Consider the following 24,938-nt stretch of genomic DNA (forward strand, 5'->3'; position numbering starts at 1 on the left):
CAATGTCGTACACGGCAAAAAATCTGACCCTCAGCGGAAGCGAACTCATCGCGTTTCGCATCGGCGATCAGGAATTCTGCGTGAACATCATGGCAGTCCGCGAAATCCGGGGTTGGACCCCGGCGACCGCGATGCCGCACTCGCCATCTTATATGATTGGCGTCATAAACCTGCGTGGCGCGGTGCTGCCGATCATCGATCTGTCGGGCCGACTCGGCATGAAGCCGGTCGATCCGACCGCCCGCCACGTCATCATCGTCGCCCAGGTCCGCCGCAAAACGGTGGGCCTGCTGGTCGACGCTGTTTCCGACATTCTGACCGTCAATGAAGATGACATCCAGCCCACGCCCGAGATCTCCTCAGACCTTCAGCGTCAGTTCGCCCGCGGCATTCTCTCCATCGAAAAGCGAATGATCTGCCTGATCGAACTCGAAGCCCTGTTCCCCGACACCGAAAGCGAAGCCGCATGAACGCACTTGGCGTAAAAGATCAGAGGCAGTCTGGTGCCGACGAGGTTCTGGCGAGCGGGGAATACCCGCTGACGCGCCGCGATCTCTCGGAAATTGCCGCCATGATCTATGCGGATGCCGGAATCTATCTCAATGAGACGAAGGCCTCGCTGGTCTACTCTCGTCTGTCGAAGCACATCCGCAATCTCGGCCTTTCGGGGTTTCGCGAATATTGCGAGCTTGTCGCCTCGCCGGCAGGGGCCGCCGCCCGGCGCGAGATGCTGTCGCACCTGACGACCAACTTCACGCGTTTCTTCCGCGAAAACCATCATTTCGAACACTTGCGCGACCATGTGCTGCCCGATCTTCTGAACCGGGCGCGCGCCGGCGGCCGTGTCCGCATCTGGTCTGCTGCGTCCTCGGATGGGCAGGAGCCCTATTCGATCGCGCTGACCGTTCTGTCAATGATGCCGAACGCTGCCGACTACGACTTCAAGATCCTCGCGACCGACATCGACCCGAAGATCCTGGCGATCGCCCGGGCCGGCGCCTACGACGAAAACGCGCTGGAAACCGTCTCGCCCGCTATGCGTAAGCAATGGTTTACCGAGGTCGAGATGCAGGGACGCCGCAAGTTCCAGGTCGACGACCGCGTGAAGCGCCTCATCACCTACAACGAACTGAACCTGATGGCCCAGTGGCCGTTCAAGGGCAAGTTCGACGTCATCTTCTGCCGCAATGTCGTAATCTACTTCGACGAACCGACGCAGATGAAGATCTGGCAGCGCTTTGCCGGCCTGCTGCCGGAGGGTGGCCATCTCTATATCGGCCACTCCGAGCGCGTTTCGGGCGAGGCCAAGCACGTCTTCGACAATATCGGCATCACCACCTATCGCTATACGTCCAAGGGTATCGGGAGGAAGGCATGAGCGCTCCGGCAAGAGTTCTCGTCGTTGACGACTCGCCGACCATGCGCGGCCTGATCTCGGCCGTCTTGAGTTCGGATCCCGAAGTCAACGTCATAGGCCAGGCCGGCGACGCCCTGGAGGCGCGCGAGGCGATCAAGCGGCTGAACCCCGATGTCTTAACGCTGGATATCGAGATGCCGAACATGAACGGCCTCGACTTCCTCGAAAAGATCATGCGCCTGCGGCCCATGCCCGTCATCATGGTCTCGACCATGACGCATCGCGGCGCGGAGGCGACGCTCGCAGCCCTTGAAATCGGTGCCTTCGATTGCGTCGGCAAGCCGCAGCCGGGCGAGCCGCGCCCCTTCGGCGACCTCGTCGAGAAGGTAAAGGCTGCCGCCCGCACGCAGCGCAATTTCGCCAAGCCGGCCAAGTCTGCCGCCGTCACGCCGCTCGCAGTGGCCGATTTCCGCGTCGGCCGCAAGATCGTGGCGATCGGTTCTTCGACCGGTGGCGTGGAAGCCCTGATCGCCGTGCTGCAGAAATTCCCGGCGAACTGCCCGCCGACCGTCATCACCCAGCATATGCCGCCGACCTTCACCAAGAGCTTTTCCGAACGGCTGAACCGCCTCTGCGCGCCGGTCGTGGAAGAAGCGACCGATGGCGCCCGTCTCGAGATCGGCAAGGTCTATCTTGCGCCTGGCGGCGAGCGTCATCTGCAGGTCTCCAATGCATCGGCGCCTTGCTGCCGGCTGGTCGAGCGGGGGCCGGTCAATGGCCATCGTCCATCGGTCGATGTGCTCTTCGATTCGGTTGCCGAACTCGCCGGACGCAATGCCGTCGGCGTGATCCTCACCGGCATGGGTCGCGATGGCGCCGCCGGGTTGTTAAAAATGCGACATGCAGGGGCCAGAACGCTTGGTCAGAACGAAAAAACCTGCGTCGTTTACGGAATGCCAAGAGTTGCCTACGAACTTGGCGCAGTTGAACAGCAGCTCCCGCTTGCTGCTATCGGCGAAGAAATATTGAAAATGACAGCCGCCCGAAAGGAAGGGACCGAATAATGTCGATCGCGGAGAAAATCAAAGTTCTGATCGTTGACGATCAGGTTACGAGCCGCCTGCTGCTCAGCGACGCGCTGACGCAGCTCGGCTTCAAGCAGATCACCTCTGCCGGCGATGGCGAGCAGGGTATGAAGATCATGGCGGAGCAGCCCCACCACCTCGTGATCTCGGACTTCAACATGCCGAAGATGGATGGCATCGGCTTCCTGCAGGCAGTCCGCAGCAATCCGAACACCAAGAAGGCGGCCTTCATCATCCTCACCGCACAGGGCGACCGTGCGCTGGTGACCAAAGCAGCGCAGCTCGGCGCAAACAACGTTCTGGCCAAGCCCTTCACCATCGAAAAGATGAAAGCGGCTATCGAAGCCGTGTTTGGAGCCCTGAAATGATCACTGAGGGTGCGGCCCGCCGCGTGCACATCATTCAGGGTGAATATAAGGTCCTGAGCGACCCGGATGCGGTGCTCACGACCATCCTTGGGTCGTGCGTGGCAGCCTGCCTCAGAGATCCTGTCGCTGGTGTTGGCGGCATGAACCACTTCCTGCTGCCGGGGACAGGCAACACCCCGATGACCGGCGGCGATGCCACGCGATACGGCGTACATCTCATGGAACTGCTGATCAACGGCCTCCTGAAAAAGGGCGCGCGACGCGACCGGCTGGAGGCCAAGATCTTCGGAGGAGCGAAGACGATCTCGACATTCTCGAATGTCGGCGAGCAGAACGCGGCCTTCGCCGTGCAGTTCCTTAGGGATGAAGGCATTCCGGTGGTCAGCTCCAGCACCGGCGGTGAGCATGGACGCAAGATCGAATATTGGCCGGTTTCCGGCCGTGCCCGGCAATACCCCCTGACCGGCGCCGAAACGCAGAAAACCGTCGCTCTCGAGCAGCGTCCCGCCGCTCCGCAGAAGCCCGCCGAGACCAGTATCGAATTCTTTTAATGGCGAGGATTTTTATATGACTTTTACACCGATTATCGAGCCGCCGGCGCCGGTCGAGGCACTGAGCGACATATTGATGCGCATTGTCTCCGAGCTTCACGACGTTGCCTACCTGATGGAACGGATCGAGCCTCAGCTGATCGAACTGGGCGGCTCGGAAATCCTGAATTCCCCTGATAGCATGAAGGTGATGCAGGGCATCGATCTCGCCGTGCAGAAATCGCGCGGTCTGGCCGAATTCATCGACACCATCACCGGTGAAATTCCGCAGAACTGGTCGATCGATGTCGCCACCGCGCTGAGCCTTGTGAAGCTTGCCGAAATGCAGAAGGCACTCGGTGGCGGTACCCGTCACGGCCACTCCCAGCCGCTCAGCAAGGCGGCCGGCGACTTCGATTTCTTCTGATACCGCAATTCATTCCCGCATGCGCTGAACGAAACGCTCGCACAAGTTTCGGCGTCTATTCGTCAAATGAGGCAATAAGCCTGCTTTGTCTTTGACGGATCGTGCGAGAACAGAATGAATCTGTTAAATCAATTAGTTCAGATTATTAAGAACTTTGGTTCGCTTGGGCGGACGCGTTTGATGATCCTTGGTGGGGTCGGCGCCGCTTCCATCGCAATCATCTTGGCCGCGGCAATTTTCGTCAACAAACCGGCCCAGGAAACGCTTTATGTCGGCCTGGAGAAGCCCGATCTCAATCAGATCAGTATGGCGCTCGCCGAAAGCAACGTCGATTTCCAGGTTGGAACGGACGGCTCCAGCATCACCGTACCAGCAGGCATGACGGGCAAGGCCCGCCTGCTGCTTGCCGAACGCGGCCTGCCGAATAGCGCCAATGCCGGTTACGAGCTCTTCGATAATGTCGGTTCGCTCGGCCTCACCTCCTTCATGCAGGAAGTGACCCGCGTCCGCGCCCTCGAAGGTGAAATCGCCCGCACCATTCAATCGATCTCAGGCATCACCGCCGCGCGCGTCCACATCGTCATGCCCGAGGTCGGCAATTTCCGGAAGGCGGAACAGAAGCCGACGGCCTCCGTGATGATTCGCGCCAGTGCCGCGACGGGGCGAAACGCCGCCACCTCGATCCGCCACCTCGTCGCCTCGGCCGTGCCGGGGCTTGATATCGCTGACGTGACGATCCTCGATTCCGCCGGCCAGCTTCTCGCCTCCGGCGATGACGCCGCCAACGGTACGCTGAACCGCTCGCTCAATATCGTCCAGAACGTCCAGCAGGAAGTCGAATCGAACATCGACAAGGCGCTCGCCCCGTTCCTCGGCATGGACAACTTCCGCTCCAGCGTAACGGCCAATCTGAACACCGACGCCCAGCAGATCCAGGAAACCACCTACGATCCGGAATCCAAGGTCGAGCGCTCGGTCCGCTCCACCAAGGAAGCCCAGCAGTCGCAGCAGAACCAGGCCGACAACGCGACGACGGTCGAGCAGAACATTCCGCAGGCCGCACCTGAAGCTGGCGGCGCGACCGGCCCGCAGTCGCAGGACAAGTCCGACAAGCGCGAAGAGCAGACCAACTACGAAATCAACAGCAAGACCACGGCCACGACGCGCAACAGCTACCGGGTCGAAAAGCTCTCGGTCGCCGTCGTCGTCAATAAGGGCCGCATCGCCAAGATGGTGGGCGAACCGGCAGACCAGGCCAAGATCGACGCTTATCTCGCAGAGATGAAGAGCATCGTCGCCTCGGCCGCCGGCCTCGATACCAACCGAGGCGACGTCGTCACCGTCACCGCAATGGACTTCCTCGAGAACCAGCTTCTCGACGATGCCAACAACGGCGTCCATGTCATGGACATGCTGAGCCGCAACCTCGCAGGCATCATCAACTCGCTGGCCTTCGTCGCGGTCGCCTTCGTGGTGGTCTGGATGGGCGTGCGTCCTCTCATCCGCACCGTCAACGGCTCGGGTTCATCCGCCGCAGTTTTCGGCGACGCCACTCCGGAATCGGCTGGCCTGGAACTGCCGGACTTCGCACCGGCGGGCGCTTCCGCGGGCGGCGCGCTCATGGATGGCTTCGGCTCCGACTTCGGCTTCGACAGCACCGAGGATCTGCTCAGTCTCGGCGACGACGACGGCAACTTCAACCGCCGCGTCAAGGAAGGTCCGGAACGCAAGCTCGCCCGTATGGTGGAGATCAACGAGGAGCGCGCCGCGAAGATCCTCAGGAAATGGGCCATCGACGAAGCTGCATAATGAAAAAGGCCGGGAAACCGGCCTTTTTCATTCTCATCTGTGGATACATCGGCCGGTAACAAGAACGTTACCGGCACTGGTGACCGGCTCGTAAGGAGCCGGTTACTCTATTGCAGAGAGTTCTGATGTAGAGATCGCCCGGCAGCGGGATGACGCCGTTCGCATGATGCTCAAGCCGTACATAAGGCGGATGACGCAAGTATGTCTCCAGTAGAACAATAGATCGTTGCTTTCGTGCGTTTGAAATCTGCTTTTGCCGGGGCATTCGGTTACGGCACTTCCTTTGCCGGAACTGTGATAATTACGCCATTCAGACCGATAATTCCGCTCCGCGTCACTCGCGCATAAGGCGAGAAACGTTGCGGCCAATGCCAGAATCATCCTAGTTTTATACATCTTCGCGAGAGTGGAGTGGTGATCGAATCACCGCATGGAAGGTCGCAAAAGTAAATCCCCAGAAGTCGGAGATGGTGATTTACGGTGGTTGGCTTACCCTTAAGTGATTCGAATTGGGATTCGCGTGGGGCATGTGTTTGAATCCCTTTCACAAAAACAGAACTTCTTTGCGAGAACCGACAGTTTCTCAGCCGCAGGTCACTGCCAATGGATATGGACATATTTCAGGCGAATAAAGGCGAGAAGCAGATGGCGAACTTCGTCGGCGCCAATGTGCCGGATCTTTTGCCGCGCGACGAACTGATCGATCGCCTTCGCGTCATCGCCGAAACCGGCAAATTGCATGCCGGCTTACTGGCGCTGACCGAGTATGTCGGCGCCATGCACTATCTGATGGCGCGCTGCGATCTCATCCAGGAAAGCGGTCTGGACTTTATCGTTTCGTCCGACTGGCCTTTCGATCTGGTGAAGGAGGTCGCCAATGACCTGGTCGTGGGTTATGCGCGCTCGACCGAATTCGAGAAGTGCATGCAGGTGCTGCAGCCGGGCTTCGCACTCCTGCCGGACAGCGCCGATGTGCCGCATGGCGCGAGCCGCCAATATTGCTCGCTGACCTTGAATGTCGGCCGCTCTCGCTTGGTGCTGATGTTCTTGTTCAGGGAAGGTTTCGTTCTTTCGCCGGAACGTCTCCGGGACGTGGGCCTGCTTGCAGGCTATTTCGCAAGCTTCCTTCGGTGCGGGGGCACGAAGGTCGATCGCGATTTCGAGTTGACCGACCGGGAGCTGGAATGCCTCTTCTGGATTGCGGAAGGCAAGACAAGCGACGAGATCGCCATGATCCTCGGCATCTCCCGGAATACTATCAATAACTATATCACCAGCGTGATGCGGAAGACTGCAACGAAGACGCGTTCCGAGGCGATAGCCTTCGCCGTTCGCAACAATCTCGTCTGAGGGAAATTATGGGCCATCATCCAGGCAGGGCGCTAGGCAATACGGACCAGATGCGCATGGTACGTGTGAACAGGATTTCCAGCCGGTCTGACCTTTTCCCGCGCCTGATTGCCATGCAGAAGCTCGCGGATGCGCAAGGCTTCGCCGTTTTTCGTGTCACCGGCTCCGGCGTGCCGGCAAAGCAGCGACTGATCTGCGAGCTGGAAAACTGGAGTCCCTCGAATGCCGGCTTCGGCAAGGGCTTCGTCGATGCTCATGGCGAGGCTTTGCTCGACCATATCGATCGCTCGCTGTTGCCTTTGTTCTGGGCCGGTAGCCATGATCGTGCAGCTCCTGGCCCTGCCGACTTCTCTCCCTTCATGGTGAGGCTGAAAGACGGCATGGTGCCTTTCTCCGGTCTCGCATTTCCAGTGCGCCTTGGCGCCATTGGCAATGGCTTCGTGCTTTTCACCGGCGACGATATCGATCCGTCGAGCGATACGATCATCGAGCTGCATGGCCGGTGCTGCAATGTGATGATGGATCTGCTGTCGCTCGATGAGCGGCGTGCGGCGGCGACCGAAGCGCTGAGCGAGCGTGAGATCGCCTGCCTTCAGCTTGCCGGCGACGGTCGTATCAGCGAAGAAATTGCCGACAAGCTCGGCCTGTCCGTCCACACGGTGAACGCCTATCTCGGCTCGGCGACCATTAAGCTCGATTCGGTCAACCGTATCCAGGCGATCGCGAAGGCGATACGTCTCGGCTACATCAGCTAGGGCTCTGAGAACGGCAAAGCCCGGCGCCTTGCGGGCCGGGCCTGATATTCTCAAACGGAAGTGCTTTAGCCGGCGAGCGCCTGCGGTTTTGCCACGATATAGCGCGCTTCGTGCAGGCTTCTCTGGAGAAAAGCCGTGTTTGCGTCCGGATCGCTGGAGGCGTTCTGAAAGGAAATATGATTGATCTCGATGCCGGCATGGTCTTCGGCGAGTGTCAGCTGCGCATAGACGGTCACGCCGCGCGGCTTGATTTCGAGATCGAGCACAACTTCAGGCTTACCGCCCCATTCCAGCGTATAATTTCCCCCCAAGCCGAAGTTGACAGTGCCAGGATGGAAAAACAGTTCCGCTGCGGAAGCGACGAGGTCGGCGAGATTGCCGTAATACTCGAAACGCAGCAGAGAAATGAGATCGGATGCGTCCAGAAGCCTGAGCTCGGTTGCGACCGGGCTGATCGCTTCTGCAAGGATTTTTTCACGCTGGGCAGAGTAGGGGCATTTTTTCATTCGACTTATCTTACCCGTTTGTTCTTGGCCTCCGCGGCGTAAACCCGATGAATGAGTTCCGCGACGGCCTTATAGAAGACTGACGGTATGACACTATCCACCGAGACTTGCGCAAACATGGAGCGTGCGAGAGGTGGATCCTCGAAGACGGGGATGTCGTTCTTCTCGGCGATCTCTCTGATTTTTAACGCAATAAGGTCCTGGCCCTTGGCAAGGACGACCGGTGCATCGTTTTCTTCGCGTACGTAGCGCAGCGCCACGGCATAGTGCGTCGGGTTGGCGATGACGAGGGTGGCACGCTGGACACTGGCGATCATGCGTCGGCGGGCGCGGTCACGCATGACAGAGCGCTGCCTGCTCTTGACGAAGGGGTCGCCTTGCGACTGCTTGTTTTCTTCCTTTATCTCGTGCTTCGTCATCTTCAGTTCGGTGAACCAATGATAGCGCGTCCAGAAGACGTCGGCGATCGCAACGATCGCGGTGGCGACCAGCATGACGATGATGATCTTGCGCATCGCGGTCATCATGCGAACCATGATCGTCTGCGGATCGGAAAACATCGCATCGATCGAGCCGAAATATTCGCTTCTGAGGACGAAGAAGAGAATCACTCCGACCACCACCACCTTGAACAGCGACTTACCGAATTCGACGAGGCCTTGAAGGCTGAAGAGCCGCGACCATCCCTTGATCAGTGAAATACGCGAGGCCTGCGGACGGATGCGTTCGAGAACCGGCGTCGGCAGGTTCTGAAAGACGGACGAGGCGATGCCGAACGCCATGAACATGATGAAGGCAGGGGCCAGAAGCGCAGCCATAGCCCAGCCGAGCTTCGCAAAGAGCGAGAGGACGTCAGGTCCGGTCTCGATCTTCCACTGATCTGGCTGCTCGAAGACGTCACGCAGGGTCTCGGCCATGTGTGACGTCGCGTCGGGAAGGAAGAAGACGAGATAGATGAAGGTCGCCAGAATCGTCGTGAAGATCGAGATTTCGCGCGAGTGGGGGGTATTACCTTTTTCGGCAGCATCAGACCGCTTTTTCGCGGTAGGGGCTTCTGTTTTGCTGTCCTTGTCTTCATCGGCCAAGTCTGCGGCCCTCCGTCAAAGAAAAAGGCCGCGACTGGAGCGCGGCCCATTTCCCCGAAGGGTAGTCTTGTGCGTGCTGCTGATCAACCGCCGCCTTGTGGGCGAGGGGGCTTGTCAACAACTGCGATCGTCTAGGCGGCGGCCGGGCCGCCTTCCTTTTCCTTGAGCTCGATCTGGCCGGCATTGGCCAGGCGAATCGCTTCCTGTGCGACGGCGCGCCGCGCAATCGCGATCTCGCGTGGATTGACGCCGGCCATGCCGCTCTGCAGATCCGATTCGATCATGCGGCGCTGGCGCGGGCTGATGGAGGAAAGGACCGATTCGCGGATTTCGGCCGATGCGCCGCGCAGTGCGACGGTGAGAACGTCGGACGAAATATCGTTGAGCAGCATCACGCGGCTGCGCTGCGGCATCAACATGAGGTCTTCGAAAAGGAAGATCTTCGGACGAACCTTGTTCACCGCTTCGCGGTTGATCGATTCGAGCGAGGTGAGCAGCGTGTCGACCTGCGGTTTGTCCATTTCGTTCATTAGGTCGGCGACCTTGGTGGAGCCTGACGCGTTGCGTTCCGCGTCGATCTCGGCAAGCAGCGTCATCACCTGGTTTTCGATGATCTGCGCGGCCTTCGGGCTGACGCCCTTCATGTTGACCGTACGGTTCATGATGTCGGCGCGGCGGTTGTCGGGAAGCTGCAGCAGCACCTTCGCGCCGAAGGACGACGGCATCATGGACAGGATATAGGCAACGGTCTGCGGATGCTCGCGCAGCAGGAACTGGGCGACGAAGGCAGGTTCCGCCTCGGCGAGACGGTCCCAGATGGATGTTTCGTAGGCCTGGAAGGCGGTACGGCGGCCAAGCAGGCTGTCGACTTCGTCAGGCGTCAGCCCTTCCTCGAGGATGGCCTCGATCGCCTTGGCGTTGTCCATCAGACCGGCGCCTTCGGTGAAGAGATCTTCGAATTCGCCGACGAGCTGAAGAAGCTCGTCCGGCGGGATGGCACGAAGCGCCTGGGCAGATCCGATGATGGTCTGCAACTCGGCCTGCGTGAAATATTTCAGCAGTCGGCCGGCGACCCCCTTCCCCATAGCGAGAAGAACTGCCGCCGCCTTTTCAGCCTGGGTCAACGGTTTCCCGGCAAGTGCGCCGCCGAAATCGTCAAAGTCCATCATGGTCTAACCTCTCCGTCCCGCACAGGGATCAGGCTTTTTTCGTGCTCAAAACTTCTATCAGTTTTACACCGAATCGCGTGTCGTCGTTATCAAGAACCGTAATCTCGCCGCGTGCAATCCTGCGGCCATTCACCATTATCTCGACCGGCTCGCCGATCTTCTTGTCGAGCGCGATGGTAGCACCCTCGGTGAGGTTCATCAGGCCGGAAACCTGCATGCGGCTCGTCCCGAGCACGATCTGGACATCGATAGGGATGTCCATGATCAGGTCGAAGTTCGAGTTCAGTGCGCTCCCGAGCGGTGCCGGAGCGGACTGGAAGGAATTGCCGCCGAAGCTCGGCGCGGCGTCAAGGCTGGGAAAGCCTGCTGCGCCCATGCCGGCAGCATTGTCACCGAAATCACTGCCCCCGAAATCGCCGCCTGCAAAATCGGCACCGCCGAAGGCGGTTTCGCCGGCATCACCACCGAACGGCGAAAGGTCCGTTCCTGCTGCGAAAGCATCGTTCTGCAGGTCGTCGCCGAACTGCGGAAGGTCGCCGTCCGAATCTTTCTTCAGCACGCCGCGCAGATCGTCGATAGCCTGATCCAGATCGGCTTCATTGCCCGGCATGTCCAGGGAGAGGTCACTATTCTGCTGTGTCTTCTTCGTAGCCATGAAATCACTATTCCAGTTGAAACTTGCCTCAAACTGCCTTTGTGGCCCTGAGAGCGAGAGAACCGATTAATTCATTAAGTGCCGGATCAGCTCATCATCCGAATTCATGGTGTCTTTCACTCGCACCATGTAGTTGTCGCCTGAACGCCCGAACTCGCACACATACAATTCTCGGCTGTTGGCGCTGACTTCGACGCGTACGTCGCCGCTGTCGCGGAAAGGAATGACGTCGCCGGCCATCAGTTTGGAAATCGTTCTGAGCGTCAGATCCTGCAGGCGGATCTTCGCTTCGAGGGTCACCTGCGACCGGCGAACCTGGTCGCCGATCTGCTCCGTCCACTCCGGCGACTTGCTCGGCTGCTTCTTCGGCTTCGGGGCAGAGACCTTGGTCTTGAGCAGCGCTGCCTGGGGGACGATCAGGCTGAATTCGGAAGTGATGCCGGCAAGCGTGATCGACATGTTGATTGCCGCCGCGAATTCATCCGGACGGTCTTCCGGCGGACGGATGCGTGCTTCAAGAGCGAAGGGAGCCGACAGGCTGGGCTCGAATCCGCCAGGCGCGTTGACGGCAGAACGCAGCACCTTGGAAATCTTGTCGAACACCATGCCGGCGAGGTCGATCTCGATAACGGAGAGAAGCCGGTCGGCCGGCTCCTCGATCGTTTCGGCAGCAGCGCCAAGCAGATGTTCCATCAGGGTAATGATGAAACTGTTGCCACAGGCGATGGTGATGTTCTGAGACCAATTGCGCAGCGTCGCATCGACCAGCGTCATGTTGGAGCTGAGATCGTCGATCAGATGATTCTTGTAACCGATCTCGCAGCCGAGATAGCCGACTGTCACGTCGAGGCCGGTTTCGCTCTTCAGGATATCAGGAAGGAATTCGCTGTAGATATCGCTGAAGGAACTGCAGAGCTTGGCAACCCTGCCCTTGTCGCCGAGACCGCCGGTCAGTTTGGCAAGGAGAGCTGGATCCATTGTCTGGTTGTCATGCGAAGCATTGCTCATAGTCATTTAAGCTGCCTTGTTTTCGCCACCTGGGTTCATCATTTCCTGTTCCACTGCGTCGATCGACGGGCGTTCATACGCCGAGATCGTCTTGCGGCCATATTCGAGGGCGACCTGCGGCACCGAGCCGTTCATGTAGGCAAGCAGGGTCTGCTTGACGACGACGTAGAGGCGGTGCTGCTTGGAGCGGACGACCTTGATCTGCGAGACCAGCGGTGAGCAGACGCAGTAGGAAAGCAGAATGCCGAGGAATGTGCCGACGAGGGCCGAACCGATGAGGTGGCCGAGCACTTCCGGCGAGTCGTTGATATGCGCCATGGCCTTGATAACGCCGAGAACCGCCGCGACGATACCGATAGCGGGGAATGAATCGCCCATGATCTGGATCGCGTGGTAAGGCTTCATCTTGTCATGAAGGATGGTGTTGATTTCTTCGTCCATCAGCGCCTCGATCTCGTGGGAGCGGGCGTTGCCGATGATGATCAGGCGCACGTAGTCGCAGATGAAGGCCGTCAGTTCCTTGTTCTTCAGAACCGTCGGAGCCTGCTGGAAGATCGTCGATTCGGCCGGATTGTCGATATGCGCTTCGATTTCGTTGCGCGATTTCGTACGCAGGTCGCGCATCAGTGAATAGAGCACGCCGAGCGTATCGAGGTAGTTGCGCTCCTTGGGAACGGAGTGCTTGAAGGCCTCTCCGAGCGCCTTGCCGGAGTCCTTCACCACCTTCATAGGGTTGGCCATGATGAAGCTGCCGAGACCCGCGCCGCCGATGATCAGGAATTCGAAGGGCTGAAAAAGAGCATCGACTTCGCCGCCCATGGCCATGAAGCTACCGACGATACAGCCGCAGACAACTACAAATCCGATAATAATATTCATCGTCAGCCCAATCTGAACGTTGCTTTTCTTTGCGACGGATAGGGTTTGTGCCTTGCGTGAGGCTGATGAACGCGGCTTTCGCGCATTCATTTGCGCTACCAGCTTCGCGCAAGGATTTGCCTTCATATTGAACGTGACGAGTGGGCCTATGCGCGCCCATGTCTGAGATGCCGCTCAGCGGAACCCGTGGCCGAACTAAAAGGAGCCCGGTGTTTCGTCCCGTTTATCGCCAATGTGGAGCTTACCGACATGCAATCCGGTCTTTACGTTTCCCTGTCGTCGCAGATGGCTCTCGAGAAACGCCTGACGACGATCGCCGACAATATGGCCAACGTGAACACGACCGGTTTTCGCGGCACTGAGGTAAAGTTCGATGAAATGTTGGCGAACAACGAGAACAAGACGAACACCAAGGTCGCCTTCGTCTCCCAGGGCAACGACTACCTGGACACCACTCACGGCGAAATGCAGCACACCGGCAACATGCTCGACTTCGCCATCAAGGGCGATGCCTGGTTCTCTCTCGATACGCCCGCCGGCCGCGTTCTGACGAGGGACGGCCGCTTCACGATGCGGGATACCGGCGAGCTGGTTTCCATCCGCGGCTATCCGGTTCTCGATGCAGGCGGTGCGCCGATCGTGCTCAACACCGCCGGCGGCGAGCCGAAGGTCGGCACTGATGGCATCATCTATCAGAATGACCGCCAGGTCGGTTCACTCGGCCTCTTCGAAGCCGATATCAGCAAGGGTTACCTGCGCTACGAAAACAGCGGCATCATGACGACCGAGCAGCCGCGCGCCGTCGTCGACCGCTTCAATGTCGGTGTCGAGCAGGGCTATCTGGAAAACTCCAACGTCAATGCGATGCACGAGATGACGCAGCTGATCGAGGTGAATCGCGCTTTCGATAGCGTGTCGTCGCTGATGCGCGACAGCGAAGACTCCTTCAAGGAAGCGGTTCAGACGCTGGGCGGCAGCCGCTAAGGCAGGGTGTGAAGCATGAACACCACCCTGTTGACCGAGGACGCGCTCTCGCCGAAGCTCACACATCTCGGCGACCTTGCAAAGCGCTACACGTCGCCGGAATTCTCCGTGACCCATGGCGGTCGCGTGCACACCATCGCCGCCGGCCACTATACCGTCCGCGGCCTTTCCCGGCATGTGCGGCTTGGCGAGTTCGTGGCGCATAAATCCGCGACGGGTGTCCATCTTGGCGAAGTGGTCAGGGTAGAGCCGGACCTGGTTTACGTCTGCCCGATCGAACCGGGCGAGCCGATCGGCATCCATGACATCGTCATCCGCAAGGGTGCCTTCCGTATATCTCCGTCAGACAGCTGGTGCGGCCGCACCATCAATTCCCTCTGCGAGCCGATCGACGGTCTCGGCCCGATCACCGAAGGCCTGGACCGCCGTTCGATCTCGAACACTGCGCCGCCTTCGATGACGCGGCAGCGCGTCGAAAACGGCTTCAAGACCGGCGTGCGCGCAATCGATATCTTCTCGCCGCTCTGCCTCGGTCAGCGTCTCGGCATTTTCGCCGGCTCCGGCGTCGGCAAGTCGACGCTGCTGTCGATGTTGGCCCGTGCCGACGCCTTCGACAAGGTGGTGATCGCGCTGGTCGGCGAACGCGGTCGCGAAGTCCGCGAATTCATCGAGGATACGCTCGGCACCAATATGAAGAAGGCGATTGCCGTCGTTGCCACCAGCGACGAGAGCCCGATGCTGCGCAAGATGGCGCCGCTGACGGCGGTCACGATCGCTGAGCACTTCCGCGACAAGGGCGAAAACGTTCTCTTCATCGTCGACAGCGTGACGCGCTTCGCCCATGCCATCCGCGAGGTGGCGACCGCCTCGGGCGAGCCGCCGATCGCGCGCGGCTATCCGGCGTCCGTCTTCACCGAGCTGCCGCGTCTTCTGGAGCGCGCCGGTCCCGGTCCGGAAGGTGCAGGCACCATCACCGCGATCATCTCCATCCTCGTCGATGGCGACAATCATAACGACCCGATCGCCGACTCCACTCGCGGTATTCTCGACGGTCACATCGTTCTCCAGCGAAGCCTGGCGGAGGAGGGGCGCTACCCGCCAATCGATCCGCTCGCATCCATCTCGCGTCTTGCCCGCAAGGCCTGGACTCCGGATCAGGAGAAGCTGGTTTCCCGCCTCAAGGTGCTGATCCACCGCTTCGAGGAAACGCGCGACCTGCGCCTTATCGGCGGCTACCGTCCCGGCGCCGATGCCGATCTCGACATGGCGGTCAAGCAGGTACCGATCATCTATGACGTCCTGAAACAATCTCCGGGAGACCGCGAATCGCTTGATGCCTTCGCCGATCTTGCCGGTGCTCTCAAGGCCGCCGCCGGCGTACCGACTCCGAGTGCGCCTATTCAAAGGAGGGCCTGATCATGGCCGATTTCGAAGACGAACGGATCGCCGCGCTGAAAGAGCGTAACAAGGGAGTGCTGCTCGACCGCGCGCTGACCTTTTTGGGTTTGGCACTTGCCGGCGCTTCCGCCTTCTTCCCCTGGTATGTCTTCTTCAACGCGGACAAGTTCGGCATCAGCGTCGCCGATAGCAATGCCTCTCGTGAATTGCCGAACTGGCCGGCGCGCAACGTCTTCAGCGTTTCACCGCTCGCCATGGTCAACAAGAACGATGAAGGCAAGAAAGTCCCACCGATCGACAATATGACGACGGCAACCGTTTCCGAGCTCGGCAAGGAGCGCAGTGGCGACGCCTCGATGGAGGATCAGCCCTTCCCCGGCAAAGGCTCTTTCCGTTTGCTGCACGTGGCCAACGGCCGGGCGCTCATTGAAGATCCTTCGGGCATGTATGTCGTGCGCGTCGGCTCGATCCTGCCTGACGAAAGCCGCCTTGCCACATTGGAACAGCGCGACGGCAAGTGGGTGATCGTTACTTCCAAGGGTGAGATCTACCAGAACAACTAGTTCAGGCAAGAGGACGAATCGCTGTGAGGCCCTGTCGGAGCAACGACCGGGCGGCGGATGGTCGCTGTCTGCAAGTAATCTCGAAGAATGGCTTGTAAAGCCCGCATTTACCGTAAGTCCCACGCAAGATTACCGCCCTAGGTTCGGCCTAGTAAAAACGGAGAGTTCTCATGCAACCGATTCAACTTTTCGACTTGGCTTCAAAGCAGGCGGAATGGCTGACGATTCGTCAGGAGGTTGTTGCCGGCAACATCGCGAATGCAAACACGCCGAAATTTCGGGCGAAGGATGTGACGCCTTTTCAGGCTGTGCTCGACCAGTCGGACGTCACCATGACGCGCACCAATCCGATGCACCTGAGCGGCAACGATTTCAGCACGAGCGGTGACATTGACGTGAAGGATGCCGCGCTCGACCAGGAAATCGGCGTTCAGGAATCCGGCAACACCGTCGGTGTGGCCGAAGAACTCTCCAAGTCCGGCGAGATCAAGCGTCAGTACGACCTGAATACCTCGCTCGTCAGTTCCTTTCATCGAATGATGTTGATGACCGTAAGGAAGTAGCCTCATGGATCCGCTTTCAGCAGCAATGAAAATCGCAGGTTCCGGGCTCGAGTCGCAGTCGACACGTCTGCGTATCGTCTCGGAAAACATCGCCAACGCCCGCTCGACAGGCGACACACCCGGTGCCGATCCTTATCGCCGCAAGACCATCACCTTCGGCCAGCAACTGGATCGCACCAGCGGCGTCGAGACCGTCAACGTCAAGAAAATCGGTACTGACGAAGGCGATTTCACCAAGGAATATGATCCGAGCAATCCGGCTGCGGACGAGAAGGGCATCGTCAAGATGCCGAACGTCAACATCCTGATCGAGATGGCCGACATGCGCGAAGCCAACCGTTCCTATGACGCCAATCTGCAGACGATCAAGCAGACTCGCGACCTCATTTCCTCGACGATCGATCTCCTGAAGAGCGGACAATAATGATCAGCAGCGTACAGAACGTAAGCAATCTCTCGATGACCCGCGCCCTCGGCGCCATCGACACCGAAAATTCCGCCTCCTCTTCGACCGCAACCTCATCTGCTGCGGCCGGCGTTTCCAACGGCCTGAGCTTCGCCTCCGTCATGGGCAACATGGCGACCGAAGCCGTCAGCAGCCTGAAGGGCGCGGAAAACATGTCCTTTGCCGGCATCAAGGGTACGGCCTCGACGCGCGAGGTCGTCGATTCCATGCTGCAGGCGGAGCAGACGCTCCAGACTGCAATCGCCATTCGCGACAAGGTCGTCTCGGCCTTCCTCGAAGTCACCAAGATGCAGATGTAACTGATTTGAGGACGAACACATGAGAGCGCTCGCCATTGCAGCAACGGGCATGGATGCCCAGCAGACTAACCTGGAAGTCATCGCGAACAACATCGCGAACATCAATACGACCGGTTTCAAGCGCGCCCGCGCCGAGTTCACCGACCTTCTCTATCAGACCGAACGCGCCAAGGGTGTCGCCAACCGCGCCAACCAGGCTGTCGTTCCCGAAGGCGCCAATATCGGTCTCGGCGTCCAGACCTCGGCCGTGCGCAACCTGCATCTCCAGGGCGAATTGACCCAGACCGGCAACGACCTCGACGTCGCAATCGTCGGCAAGGGCTTCTTCCAGATCCAGTCGACGGACGGTACGACGCTCTATAGCCGTGCCGGTGCGCTCAACAAGAACGATCAGGGCCAGCTCGTCAACATCGACGGTTATGAAGTCATCCCCGGCGTCACTATCCCGCAGGGCTCCACCGAGCTGACGATCAGCCGCTCCGGCGAAATCACCGCCAAGCTGCCCGGCCAGACCACTCCGACCACTCTCGGCCAGCTTACGCTCGCCGACTTCGTTAACGAGGCAGGCCTGCAGCCGATTGGCGACAACCTCTTCCAGGAAACGCCGGCATCCGGCGAAGCGGTCATTGGCAATCCTGACGAGGATAATATGGGTTACCTCAAGCAGGGCTACCTGGAATCCTCGAACGTCGATCCGGTCAAGGAAATCACCGAGCTGATATCGGCCCAGCGCGCTTACGAAATGAATTCCAAGGTGATCACGACAGCTGATGAAATGGCATCCATCGTCAGCAAGAACCTGAAGTAAGAGGGAAGGGCCGAACATGATGTTTCGCCGGGCAGGACACATCCAAGGATGGGTGGCTGCGGCCACGATCGCAATCGCTGGCATGATCATGCCGGCAGCAGCGGATGCCGGCATGGGTTATGCCGTTGTCCCCACGACGATCATCTATCCCGGCGACACGATTTCGAGCGCTCAGCTTCAGGAAGTCGAGGTCACCAATCCCAACCTCGCCGGAGACTATGCAAAGTCGGTCTCCCAGGTCGAGGGTCTGGTTTCCAAGCGCACGCTCCTGCCGGGGCGGACGATTTCGATCTCCGCCCTGCGCGAGCCCTATACGGTCACGCGCGGCTCCAATATCCGCCTGGTCTTCCAGCTTGGTCAGATGACCATTTCCGCTGCCGGCTCGCCTCTTGAAGATGGTGCGACCGGCCAGATGATCCGTGCACGCAATATGGATTCCGGCGTCATCGTCAGCGGCACCGTGCTCGCCGACGGTACGGTCCATGTGAGGGCAAAATGAAGTTCTTCTTTCGTATCCTGAGCCTGGTTGCGGTTCTGGCGATGAGCCTGACCGATGTCGCGCCTGCATGGGCGCTGACGTCCCGTATCAAGGACATTGCCTCGCTTCAGGCCGGCCGCGACAACCAGCTCATCGGCTACGGTCTTATTGTCGGCCTGCAGGGAACCGGCGACGGTTTCCGTGCTTCGCCTTTCACCGAGCAGTCCATGCGCGCGATGCTGCAGAACCTCGGCATCTCCACGCAGGGCAGCCAGTCGAACGCCAAGAATACCGCGGCCGTCATGGTCACCGCCAACCTGCCGCCTTTCGCAAGCCCCGGCAGCCGAATCGATGTGACGGTCAGCTCGCTCGGCGATGCGACCTCGCTGCGTGGCGGTACGCTCATCATGACCTCGCTGTCGGGCGCCGACGGCCAGATCTATGCCGTCGCCCAGGGCGCCGCCGTCGTCACTGGCTTTCAGGCTCAAGGACAGGCCGCGACCGTGACTGAGGGTGTGACGACGGCCGGCCGTGTACCGGGTGGCGCCATCATCGAGCGCGAGCTGCCGTCCCGCTTCAAGGATTCGGTCAATCTCGTCCTGCAGCTCCGCAACCCGGACTTTTCCACCGCGATCCGCATTGCTGATATCGTCAACGGCTACGCAAAGGCACGCTTTGGCGGTCCGGTCGCGGAAGCTAAGGATTCGCAGGAAGTCGTCATCGAGAAGCCGCGCGAAGCCGATCTTACGCGCCTGATGGCCGATATCGAAAACCTCGTGGTCGAGACCGACACGCCGGCCAAGGTCGTCATCAACGAACGCACCGGCACGATCGTCATTGGTTCGGATGTTCGCGTCTCGCCGGTCGCCGTCAGCTATGGCACATTGACAGTGCAGGTAACCGAAACGCCGCAGATCATCCAGCCGGAGCCCTTCTCGCGCGGTGAGACCGCTGTCCAGCCGCAGACGGATATCCAGGCGCAGAAAACGGGCGGACGGGTCGCTATTATCGACGGTCCTGACCTGCGCACTCTCGTTGCCGGTCTCAACAATATCGGTGTCAAGCCGGATGGCATCATCGCCATTCTCCAGGGCATCAAATCTGCAGGCGCCCTGCAGGCGGAGCTTGTGCTGCAATGAGCAAGATCACGAACCAGAACTCGATCGTCGAACTGTTGCGCCGGCTGGCATTGCCGGCCGCAGGCCTCGTGCTGCTTTCCATTCCCGGCGCCTTCGCCCAGGAGGTGGCGCCGGCAGGCGACATCACCTCGACGGACGAGGTCAAGCAGTTCTGCACGAATATCGCCGATCCGGCCCGCGATCAGCGCTATCTCCTGCAGAAGCAGGAGCTCGAGAAGCTGCGTGCTGATATCGACAGCCGCGTCGCCGAGATGGACAAGCGCAAGGCGGAATACCAGGACTGGCTGAAGCGGCGTGATGATTTCCTCAAACAGGCCGAGGCCGGCCTGACGGATATCTACAAGAAGATGAAGCCGGATGCCGCAGCGCTGCAACTGCAGGATGTCAGACCCGAACTGGCCGCGGCCGTCATCATGCGGCTCGGGCCGCGTCAGTCGAGCCTGATCCTGAACGAGATGGATTCCACCAAGGCCGCCAAAATCGCCGGTATCATTGCAAGTGCATCTGATCCCAATACCTCGAAGGATCCTTCATGAATAAGCGTTTACCGGCTGTGATTGTCGCCGTCGCACTCCTTGCAGGCTGCCAGTCCACGGCAGTCAACGAGATCGGCCGCGCGCCTGCCATGAGCCCGATCGGCAGCGGTCTTGCCTATGGCCAGACGCCGCAGATGGGGCTCTATCCGAAGCAGCCGCGTGCGGTAGCCCAGGGCTATTCACTGTGGAGCGATTCGCAGGCCGCGCTCTTCAAGGATGCGCGCGCTCTCAACGTCGGCGATATCCTGACAGTCGATATCCAGATCAATGACAAGGGATCCTTCGACAACGAGACCAATCGCAGCCGCAAGAATTCGAGCGGCATGAACTGGGATGTCAACGCCCAGGTCTTCGGCTGGACGCCGCAGTCCAAGACGGATCTGACCTACGGTTCCGACACGAGCACGGACGGCAAGGGCAAGATCGAGCGTACCGATAAGCTCAACCTTCTGGTTGCCGCCGTTGTCACCGGCATTCTCGAAAACGGCAACCTGGTTATCAGCGGTTCGCAGGAAGTTCGCCTGAACCAGGAACTGCGTATCCTTAACGTCGCCGGCATCGTGCGTCCGCAGGACGTCAATTCCGACAACCAGATCTCCTACGACAAGATCGCCGAAGCCCGCATTTCCTATGGTGGCCGTGGCCGCCTGATGGAAGTGCAGCAGCCGCCGCGCGGCCAGCAGGCCGTCGATCTCTTCTCGCCGCTTTGAGGCTGAACCAAGATGGCAGACAACGAAACAGGCGAAGGCAAAAAGAAGTCGAGCGGCATGGTGATGACGATCATCGGCCTTGCCGTGCTGACGCTCGTCGGCGCCGGCGGCGGCTGGGCGGTCGGCAACATGGTGGCCCCGAACATCCGCAGTGCTACAGAGGCTGAACAGGCGAAAGAGGCCGAGGCCAAGAAGAAGGCCGAGGGCGGTCTTCCGAAAATCGCGAACGAAGCCAACAACATTGTGCTGCTCGATCCGGTCACCTCGAACCTCGCTTATCCCTCGGAAAACTGGATCCGACTCGAGGTGGCGCTGATGTTCAACGGGCCGCCGGATGTCAAGGTCGCCGAGGATATTCACCAGGATATCCTCGCTTATGTCAGGACCATTTCCCTTCAGCAGATCGAAGGGCCGCGCGGCTTTCAATATCTCAAGGATGACATCCAGGAACGTGTTGACCTTCGCTCTCAAGGGCGCGTATCGAAGGTCATGTTCAGGACCTTTGTCATCGAATGATTCGACTTATAGTTTTCCTTGCCGCCATGATGGCGGTGCCGGAACTGGCGGTAGCCCAGCAGCTGCCGACTGATCTGTTGAATATCCCGGTCGACGGCTCTGTCGCCGCCTGGATCATCAGGACATTCGGCCTGCTGACCGTGCTTTCGGTCGCGCCGGGTATCCTCATCATGGTGACGAGCTTCCCGCGCTTCATCATTGCCTTTTCGATCCTGCGTTCGGGCATGGGCCTGTCTTCGACGCCCTCGAACATGATCCTTCTCTCGCTTTCGCTGTTCATGACCTTCTACGTCATGTCGCCGACCTTCGATAAGGCCTGGCAGGACGGCGTTCAGCCGCTGCTTGCCAACCAGATCGATGAGGCAACGGCAGTTCAGCGCATTGCCGAGCCGTTCCGCACCTTCATGTCTGCCAATACCCGCGACAAGGATCTGGCGCTCTTTGCCGATCTGGCCCGCGAGCGCGGCCAGAATATCCAGACGACCGAGCCGATCGACTACCGCATCCTCCTTCCCGCCTTCATGATCTCGGAGATCCGGCGCGGTTTCGAAATCGGCTTCCTCATCGTCCTGCCCTTCCTCGTCATTGACCTGATCGTTGCAACGATTACCATGGCGATGGGTATGATGATGCTGCCGCCAACCTCGATCTCGTTGCCGTTCAAGATCCTTTTCTTCGTGTTGATCGACGGCTGGAACCTTCTGGTCGGCAGTCTCGTGCGCTCCTTCAGCTGACGGGGCAAAGGCGGAGCGCCGTCGCGTACTTTCTTCCTCTCGCAAACATAAACCCGCCGGATCGCTCCGGCGGGTTTTATGTTGCTGAATGTGTCTGAGCGCCTTAGCTATTCGAACCGAAGGGCTCGGTGCGCGGCGGCAGTGCCGGGACGTCAATATGATCAGGGCCGAGGCCCTGCTTGGCGCGCTCGGCGATCATCTCGTAGCCATGTTCGAGGTGGTGGCAGAAGCGTTCGGCATCGAAGAGCGGCGCGATGTAACGCTTTTCCTGCAGATGTTTCTTGTAGCCGGCGACGAGTTCCGGGTTGAGTGCGAGCTCGACGGCGAGATCCTCGTAGGCCTGGAGATCGTCGGCGACGAGTTCCGGCAGGTCGATAGCCCTGAGCAGGCTCCCGCTGACACGCGAGGCGAAATTGGTACCCTTCATCGTCAGGACGGGAAGGCCGCCCCAGAGCTGTTCCGAAGTCGTGGTGTGACCGTTGACGGGGAAAGTATCGATACCGAGATCTGCCGCCTGCTGACGGCTGATGTGCTGTTCATAAGGCGCACGCGGGCAGAAGATGATCCGCTTCGGCGATATGCCGCCGGCCTGGAAGCGCTCGAGCAGATTTTCCATGTTACGAGCCGTGTTCGCCATCAGCCAGAGCACGCTATCGGGCGCACGCTTGAGGATCCGGCACCAGCTGTCGACCACTTGCGGGGTGATCTTACGGTTACCGTTGAAGGATGCGAAGATGAAGGCGTTTTCCGGAAGGCCAAGCTGTTCGCGCGTGACCGGCTGCGGCTGCGGGCGGTTCGCCGGATCGTTCGGCTGATAGCTCTCCGGCATGCGCAGGAATTTCTCGTGGTAGAAAGGCTTGGCCAGGTCAGGCAGCACCGAGTGATCGCCGATTACATAGTCGAGATCGACATTGAGCGTGCTGCCGGGGAAACCCAGCCAGGCGACATGGATGGGCGCTAGCGGCAAATTGAAGGAGGAGGCGCGGCTTCCGGACGTATGACCTTTGAGGTCGACCATGATGTCGATATTTTCGGCGCGGACGGCCTTCAGGATCGCTTCGTCGGACTGGCCGTAGACATCGACGACCTTGCCCCAGCGGCTGCGATCGGCCTTGTTCTTCTCCAGGTATTCGGGCTGCGTGTGATCGAAGAGCGTAATTTCGAAACGATTGCGATCGTGAAGCTCGAGGACGCGCTGCAGCAGCTTCATCGTGGCATGGGCGTCCCAGAAATCCGAGGACATGTAACCGATACGGATTTTGTCGGACCACCTATGCGGCAGGCCGCGCCGGTAGGCCACGCGGGCCGCGTCGAGCGGCTTCGTGCCGATGGTCGCGTAGCGGTTATAATCCTCGTTGCCGCACCAATGCAGGTGATAGAAGGGGTTGTCCTTCCTCAGCATATCAATGTCGTTTTTGGCGAGTGCGGCGTCGATAGGCATCTGATGTTTGTTCGCTTCGTCGAATTCGTTGAATTCGCGTACGCAGACGAGATAGAGGAAGCGGAAGGCAAGATTGCCCGGGTAGCGCCGGAAGAGGTTACGGGCGAGCGTCTGGTTCGTTTCGTCCATGAGGTCGTCGTTGAGCAGCAGTGCGGCAAGGCGTGCATGCTCCGGATTCTGGCTCTCGGACAGGACCTTCTTGAAGGGGCGCAACAGATCGCGCCGCTGCCGGCGCAGATAGATCGACGCGATAATGAAGGCAAGTTCCGGATCTTCCTGCGCCTTGCTGAGATTACGCATCGCAATCAGAAGAGCTTCGTCCTCGTTGCCGGCCTCAAGGTGGATTTTGGCGGCGGTCTTCAGGAATTCGAACGCGCCTTGCCCGGCGCAATCGGCCGCCAGCCCATAGGCCTTGGCAGCATCGGTCTTGAAGCCCAGTTGCAGCAGGTTCTTGGCCAGGAGAGCGTAGGTCTTGGCGTCCTTCTGGGTATCGATGAGCTGGTTGAGCGTCGCCAGGGATTGTGTATAGCGGCCTGCCTGATAATCCCGGGATGCCGCCGAGAACGAAACTTTGCTGTTCAAAACCTAACTCCGTGAGGAAATGTTCCGGCATGAAATGGTGATCGACGGGGCGCGCAATCAGGCCGTCCCGCAGAATGCAGGTTACCCGACGATACTATCCCGGCTTCTGCCACACTGGCATTCGAAGCTTGCTTGAAACCGGTGCGGCTGAATGCTCGCTTTCCGGGAAAGCTGCGGTTTCGAAGACGAATTCAAACAACATTAACCATGCAATTGGAGCGGCTTGGCCGGGAGCTCCGCTTTTAAGAAGTTGGCAAGTATTCGCTGCGAGATTGCCCTGGACATGACGGGTTTGGGCCAAGAAACAAAGGCACCGAGTGGCATGAAGCTGGTCCGTCATCGCCGGTATTTATAGTCCGGTATGTCCTCCTTTTTTGTATCTAGTTTTCTAGGGGACACACTTATGACGAGCATTAACACGAACAATTCCGCCCAGGCAGCACTCCAGACGTTGCGCAACGTCAACCAGGGCCTCAACAGCACGCAGAACCACGTTTCCACGGGTTTCCGCGTTGGCAAGGCTTCCGACAACGCTGCTTACTGGTCGATCGCAACGACCATGCGTTCGGACAACAAGGCCCTCGGCGCTGTTTCCGACGCTCTCGGCCTCGGCGCTGCCAAGGTTGACACCGCCTACACCGCCATGGACAGCGCCATCGACGTCGTCGGCGAAATCAAGGCAAAGATCGTTGCCGCGACTGAAAACGGCGTCGACAAGAAGAAGGTCCAGGAAGAAAT

General features: G+C 59.5%; 30 protein-coding genes. 23 read left to right on the forward strand and 7 right to left on the reverse strand.

Annotated elements, in window-relative coordinates; translation table 11 throughout:
- Window positions 1-2: 2 nt before the first annotated feature.
- The 9 genes from AB4Z13_RS12160 (at window position 3) to visR (ending at window position 7,681) form a co-directional block, all read left to right on the forward strand.
- Window positions 3-470, forward strand: coding sequence for a chemotaxis protein CheW (locus AB4Z13_RS12160; protein WP_439014082.1), 468 nt, complete (start codon window positions 3-5; stop codon window positions 468-470).
- Window positions 467-1,378: a protein-glutamate O-methyltransferase CheR gene (cheR, locus tag AB4Z13_RS12165; RefSeq protein WP_439014083.1), complete on the forward strand. Its 912-nt coding sequence runs from the start codon at window positions 467-469 to the stop codon at window positions 1,376-1,378. Before AB4Z13_RS12160 ends, cheR begins: the two co-directional genes overlap by 4 nt.
- Window positions 1,375-2,421 carry a protein-glutamate O-methylesterase CheB gene (gene cheB, locus AB4Z13_RS12170; RefSeq protein ID WP_113323613.1) on the forward strand — a complete coding sequence of 349 codons (1,047 nt, stop codon included), beginning with the start codon at window positions 1,375-1,377 and terminating at the stop codon, window positions 2,419-2,421. The genes cheR and cheB overlap by 4 nt, the downstream gene beginning before the upstream one ends.
- The gene (locus AB4Z13_RS12175) at window positions 2,421-2,810 is read left to right on the forward strand and encodes a response regulator (protein WP_007816129.1); all 390 of its coding nucleotides are present in this window, start codon (window positions 2,421-2,423) and stop codon (window positions 2,808-2,810) included. Before cheB ends, AB4Z13_RS12175 begins: the two co-directional genes overlap by 1 nt.
- Window positions 2,807-3,361: a chemoreceptor glutamine deamidase CheD gene (gene cheD / locus AB4Z13_RS12180; RefSeq protein ID WP_007816127.1), complete on the forward strand. Its 555-nt coding sequence runs from the start codon at window positions 2,807-2,809 to the stop codon at window positions 3,359-3,361. Before AB4Z13_RS12175 ends, cheD begins: the two co-directional genes overlap by 4 nt.
- A gap of 16 nt (window positions 3,362-3,377) precedes the next feature.
- Window positions 3,378-3,767, forward strand: coding sequence for a chemotaxis protein CheT (cheT, locus tag AB4Z13_RS12185; RefSeq protein ID WP_113323614.1), 390 nt, complete (start codon window positions 3,378-3,380; stop codon window positions 3,765-3,767).
- A gap of 114 nt (window positions 3,768-3,881) precedes the next feature.
- Complete coding sequence (gene fliF / locus AB4Z13_RS12190) at window positions 3,882-5,576, forward strand: flagellar basal-body MS-ring/collar protein FliF (RefSeq protein WP_439014084.1); 1,695 nt, start codon at window positions 3,882-3,884, stop codon at window positions 5,574-5,576.
- 603 nt (window positions 5,577-6,179) lie between these two features.
- Window positions 6,180-6,926, forward strand: a complete 747-nt coding sequence (gene visN / locus AB4Z13_RS12195; protein ID WP_113323616.1) for a transcriptional regulator VisN — start codon at window positions 6,180-6,182, stop codon at window positions 6,924-6,926.
- Window positions 6,927-6,934: 8 nt separating this feature from the next.
- A complete protein-coding gene (gene visR / locus AB4Z13_RS12200) occupies window positions 6,935-7,681 on the forward strand; it encodes a transcriptional regulator VisR (RefSeq protein WP_113323617.1) in 747 nt (248 codons plus the stop codon).
- A gap of 65 nt (window positions 7,682-7,746) precedes the next feature.
- Here visR and AB4Z13_RS12205 read toward each other — a convergent pair whose 3' ends face one another.
- From AB4Z13_RS12205 to motA, 6 genes are all read right to left on the reverse strand, one after another.
- Window positions 7,747-8,187, reverse strand: coding sequence for a hypothetical protein (locus AB4Z13_RS12205; protein ID WP_112541535.1), 441 nt, complete (start codon window positions 8,185-8,187; stop codon window positions 7,747-7,749).
- A 5-nt stretch (window positions 8,188-8,192) separates the two neighbouring features.
- Window positions 8,193-9,272 (reverse strand): flagellar biosynthesis protein FlhB, encoded by a 1,080-nt coding sequence (gene flhB, locus AB4Z13_RS12210; protein WP_439014085.1) that lies wholly within the window; start codon window positions 9,270-9,272, stop codon window positions 8,193-8,195.
- A gap of 131 nt (window positions 9,273-9,403) precedes the next feature.
- Window positions 9,404-10,441, reverse strand: coding sequence for a flagellar motor switch protein FliG (fliG, locus tag AB4Z13_RS12215; RefSeq protein WP_007816114.1), 1,038 nt, complete (start codon window positions 10,439-10,441; stop codon window positions 9,404-9,406).
- Window positions 10,442-10,469: 28 nt separating this feature from the next.
- Window positions 10,470-11,096: a flagellar motor switch protein FliN gene (fliN, locus tag AB4Z13_RS12220; RefSeq protein ID WP_113323619.1), complete on the reverse strand. Its 627-nt coding sequence runs from the start codon at window positions 11,094-11,096 to the stop codon at window positions 10,470-10,472.
- A 66-nt stretch (window positions 11,097-11,162) separates the two neighbouring features.
- Window positions 11,163-12,110, reverse strand: coding sequence for a flagellar motor switch protein FliM (locus AB4Z13_RS12225; protein ID WP_113323620.1), 948 nt, complete (start codon window positions 12,108-12,110; stop codon window positions 11,163-11,165).
- Window positions 12,111-12,983 (reverse strand): flagellar motor stator protein MotA, encoded by an 873-nt coding sequence (gene motA / locus AB4Z13_RS12230; protein ID WP_037071050.1) that lies wholly within the window; start codon window positions 12,981-12,983, stop codon window positions 12,111-12,113. It lies immediately after the preceding gene.
- Window positions 12,984-13,232: 249 nt separating this feature from the next.
- Here motA and flgF point away from each other — a divergent pair, with 249 nt between their 5' ends.
- The 13 genes from flgF to fliP all read left to right on the forward strand — a co-directional run bounded on the left by flgF (window position 13,233) and on the right by fliP (window position 22,177).
- Window positions 13,233-13,967, forward strand: coding sequence for a flagellar basal-body rod protein FlgF (gene flgF, locus AB4Z13_RS12235; protein ID WP_439014086.1), 735 nt, complete (start codon window positions 13,233-13,235; stop codon window positions 13,965-13,967).
- A gap of 15 nt (window positions 13,968-13,982) precedes the next feature.
- On the forward strand, window positions 13,983-15,383 hold the full coding sequence (gene fliI, locus AB4Z13_RS12240; protein WP_439014087.1) for a flagellar protein export ATPase FliI: 1,401 nt from the start codon (window positions 13,983-13,985) through the stop codon (window positions 15,381-15,383).
- Window positions 15,384-15,385: 2 nt separating this feature from the next.
- A complete protein-coding gene (locus tag AB4Z13_RS12245) occupies window positions 15,386-15,928 on the forward strand; it encodes a flagellar protein (RefSeq protein ID WP_439014088.1) in 543 nt (180 codons plus the stop codon).
- A 170-nt stretch (window positions 15,929-16,098) separates the two neighbouring features.
- Complete coding sequence (gene flgB, locus AB4Z13_RS12250; RefSeq protein ID WP_132652652.1) at window positions 16,099-16,491, forward strand: flagellar basal body rod protein FlgB; 393 nt, start codon at window positions 16,099-16,101, stop codon at window positions 16,489-16,491.
- A gap of 4 nt (window positions 16,492-16,495) precedes the next feature.
- A complete protein-coding gene (gene flgC, locus AB4Z13_RS12255) occupies window positions 16,496-16,915 on the forward strand; it encodes a flagellar basal body rod protein FlgC (RefSeq protein ID WP_113012948.1) in 420 nt (139 codons plus the stop codon).
- On the forward strand, window positions 16,915-17,256 hold the full coding sequence (locus AB4Z13_RS12260; RefSeq protein WP_310378846.1) for a flagellar hook-basal body complex protein FliE: 342 nt from the start codon (window positions 16,915-16,917) through the stop codon (window positions 17,254-17,256). The genes flgC and AB4Z13_RS12260 overlap by 1 nt, the downstream gene beginning before the upstream one ends.
- Window positions 17,257-17,275: 19 nt before the next feature.
- Window positions 17,276-18,064 (forward strand): flagellar basal-body rod protein FlgG, encoded by a 789-nt coding sequence (gene flgG, locus AB4Z13_RS12265; RefSeq protein WP_310378844.1) that lies wholly within the window; start codon window positions 17,276-17,278, stop codon window positions 18,062-18,064.
- Between the two features lie 16 nt (window positions 18,065-18,080).
- Entirely contained in the window at window positions 18,081-18,563 is a 483-nt protein-coding gene (gene flgA, locus AB4Z13_RS12270) for a flagellar basal body P-ring formation chaperone FlgA (protein WP_439014089.1), read from the forward strand.
- Complete coding sequence (locus AB4Z13_RS12275; protein WP_007816089.1) at window positions 18,560-19,681, forward strand: flagellar basal body P-ring protein FlgI; 1,122 nt, start codon at window positions 18,560-18,562, stop codon at window positions 19,679-19,681. Before flgA ends, AB4Z13_RS12275 begins: the two co-directional genes overlap by 4 nt.
- Window positions 19,678-20,217 carry a MotE family protein gene (locus AB4Z13_RS12280; protein ID WP_439014090.1) on the forward strand — a complete coding sequence of 180 codons (540 nt, stop codon included), beginning with the start codon at window positions 19,678-19,680 and terminating at the stop codon, window positions 20,215-20,217. The genes AB4Z13_RS12275 and AB4Z13_RS12280 overlap by 4 nt, the downstream gene beginning before the upstream one ends.
- On the forward strand, window positions 20,214-20,927 hold the full coding sequence (gene flgH, locus AB4Z13_RS12285) for a flagellar basal body L-ring protein FlgH (RefSeq protein ID WP_007816086.1): 714 nt from the start codon (window positions 20,214-20,216) through the stop codon (window positions 20,925-20,927). Before AB4Z13_RS12280 ends, flgH begins: the two co-directional genes overlap by 4 nt.
- A gap of 12 nt (window positions 20,928-20,939) precedes the next feature.
- Window positions 20,940-21,443: a flagellar basal body-associated FliL family protein gene (locus tag AB4Z13_RS12290; RefSeq protein WP_439014091.1), complete on the forward strand. Its 504-nt coding sequence runs from the start codon at window positions 20,940-20,942 to the stop codon at window positions 21,441-21,443.
- Window positions 21,440-22,177, forward strand: a complete 738-nt coding sequence (fliP, locus tag AB4Z13_RS12295) for a flagellar type III secretion system pore protein FliP (RefSeq protein ID WP_007816083.1) — start codon at window positions 21,440-21,442, stop codon at window positions 22,175-22,177. Before AB4Z13_RS12290 ends, fliP begins: the two co-directional genes overlap by 4 nt.
- Window positions 22,178-22,280: 103 nt before the next feature.
- Here the strand turns inward: fliP and AB4Z13_RS12300 are convergent, their stop codons facing one another.
- Window positions 22,281-24,200 (reverse strand): O-linked N-acetylglucosamine transferase family protein, encoded by a 1,920-nt coding sequence (locus AB4Z13_RS12300; protein WP_439014092.1) that lies wholly within the window; start codon window positions 24,198-24,200, stop codon window positions 22,281-22,283.
- Window positions 24,201-24,603: 403 nt separating this feature from the next.
- On the opposite strand from AB4Z13_RS12300, the gene AB4Z13_RS12305 reads away from it, so the two are divergent.
- Window positions 24,604-24,938 (forward strand): flagellin N-terminal helical domain-containing protein (locus AB4Z13_RS12305; RefSeq protein WP_442206012.1); only part of this gene is annotated, 335 nt, incomplete at its 3' end.

This window comes from Rhizobium sp. YAF28, assembly GCF_052113285.1.
Taxonomy (GTDB): Bacteria; Pseudomonadota; Alphaproteobacteria; order Rhizobiales; family Rhizobiaceae; genus Rhizobium.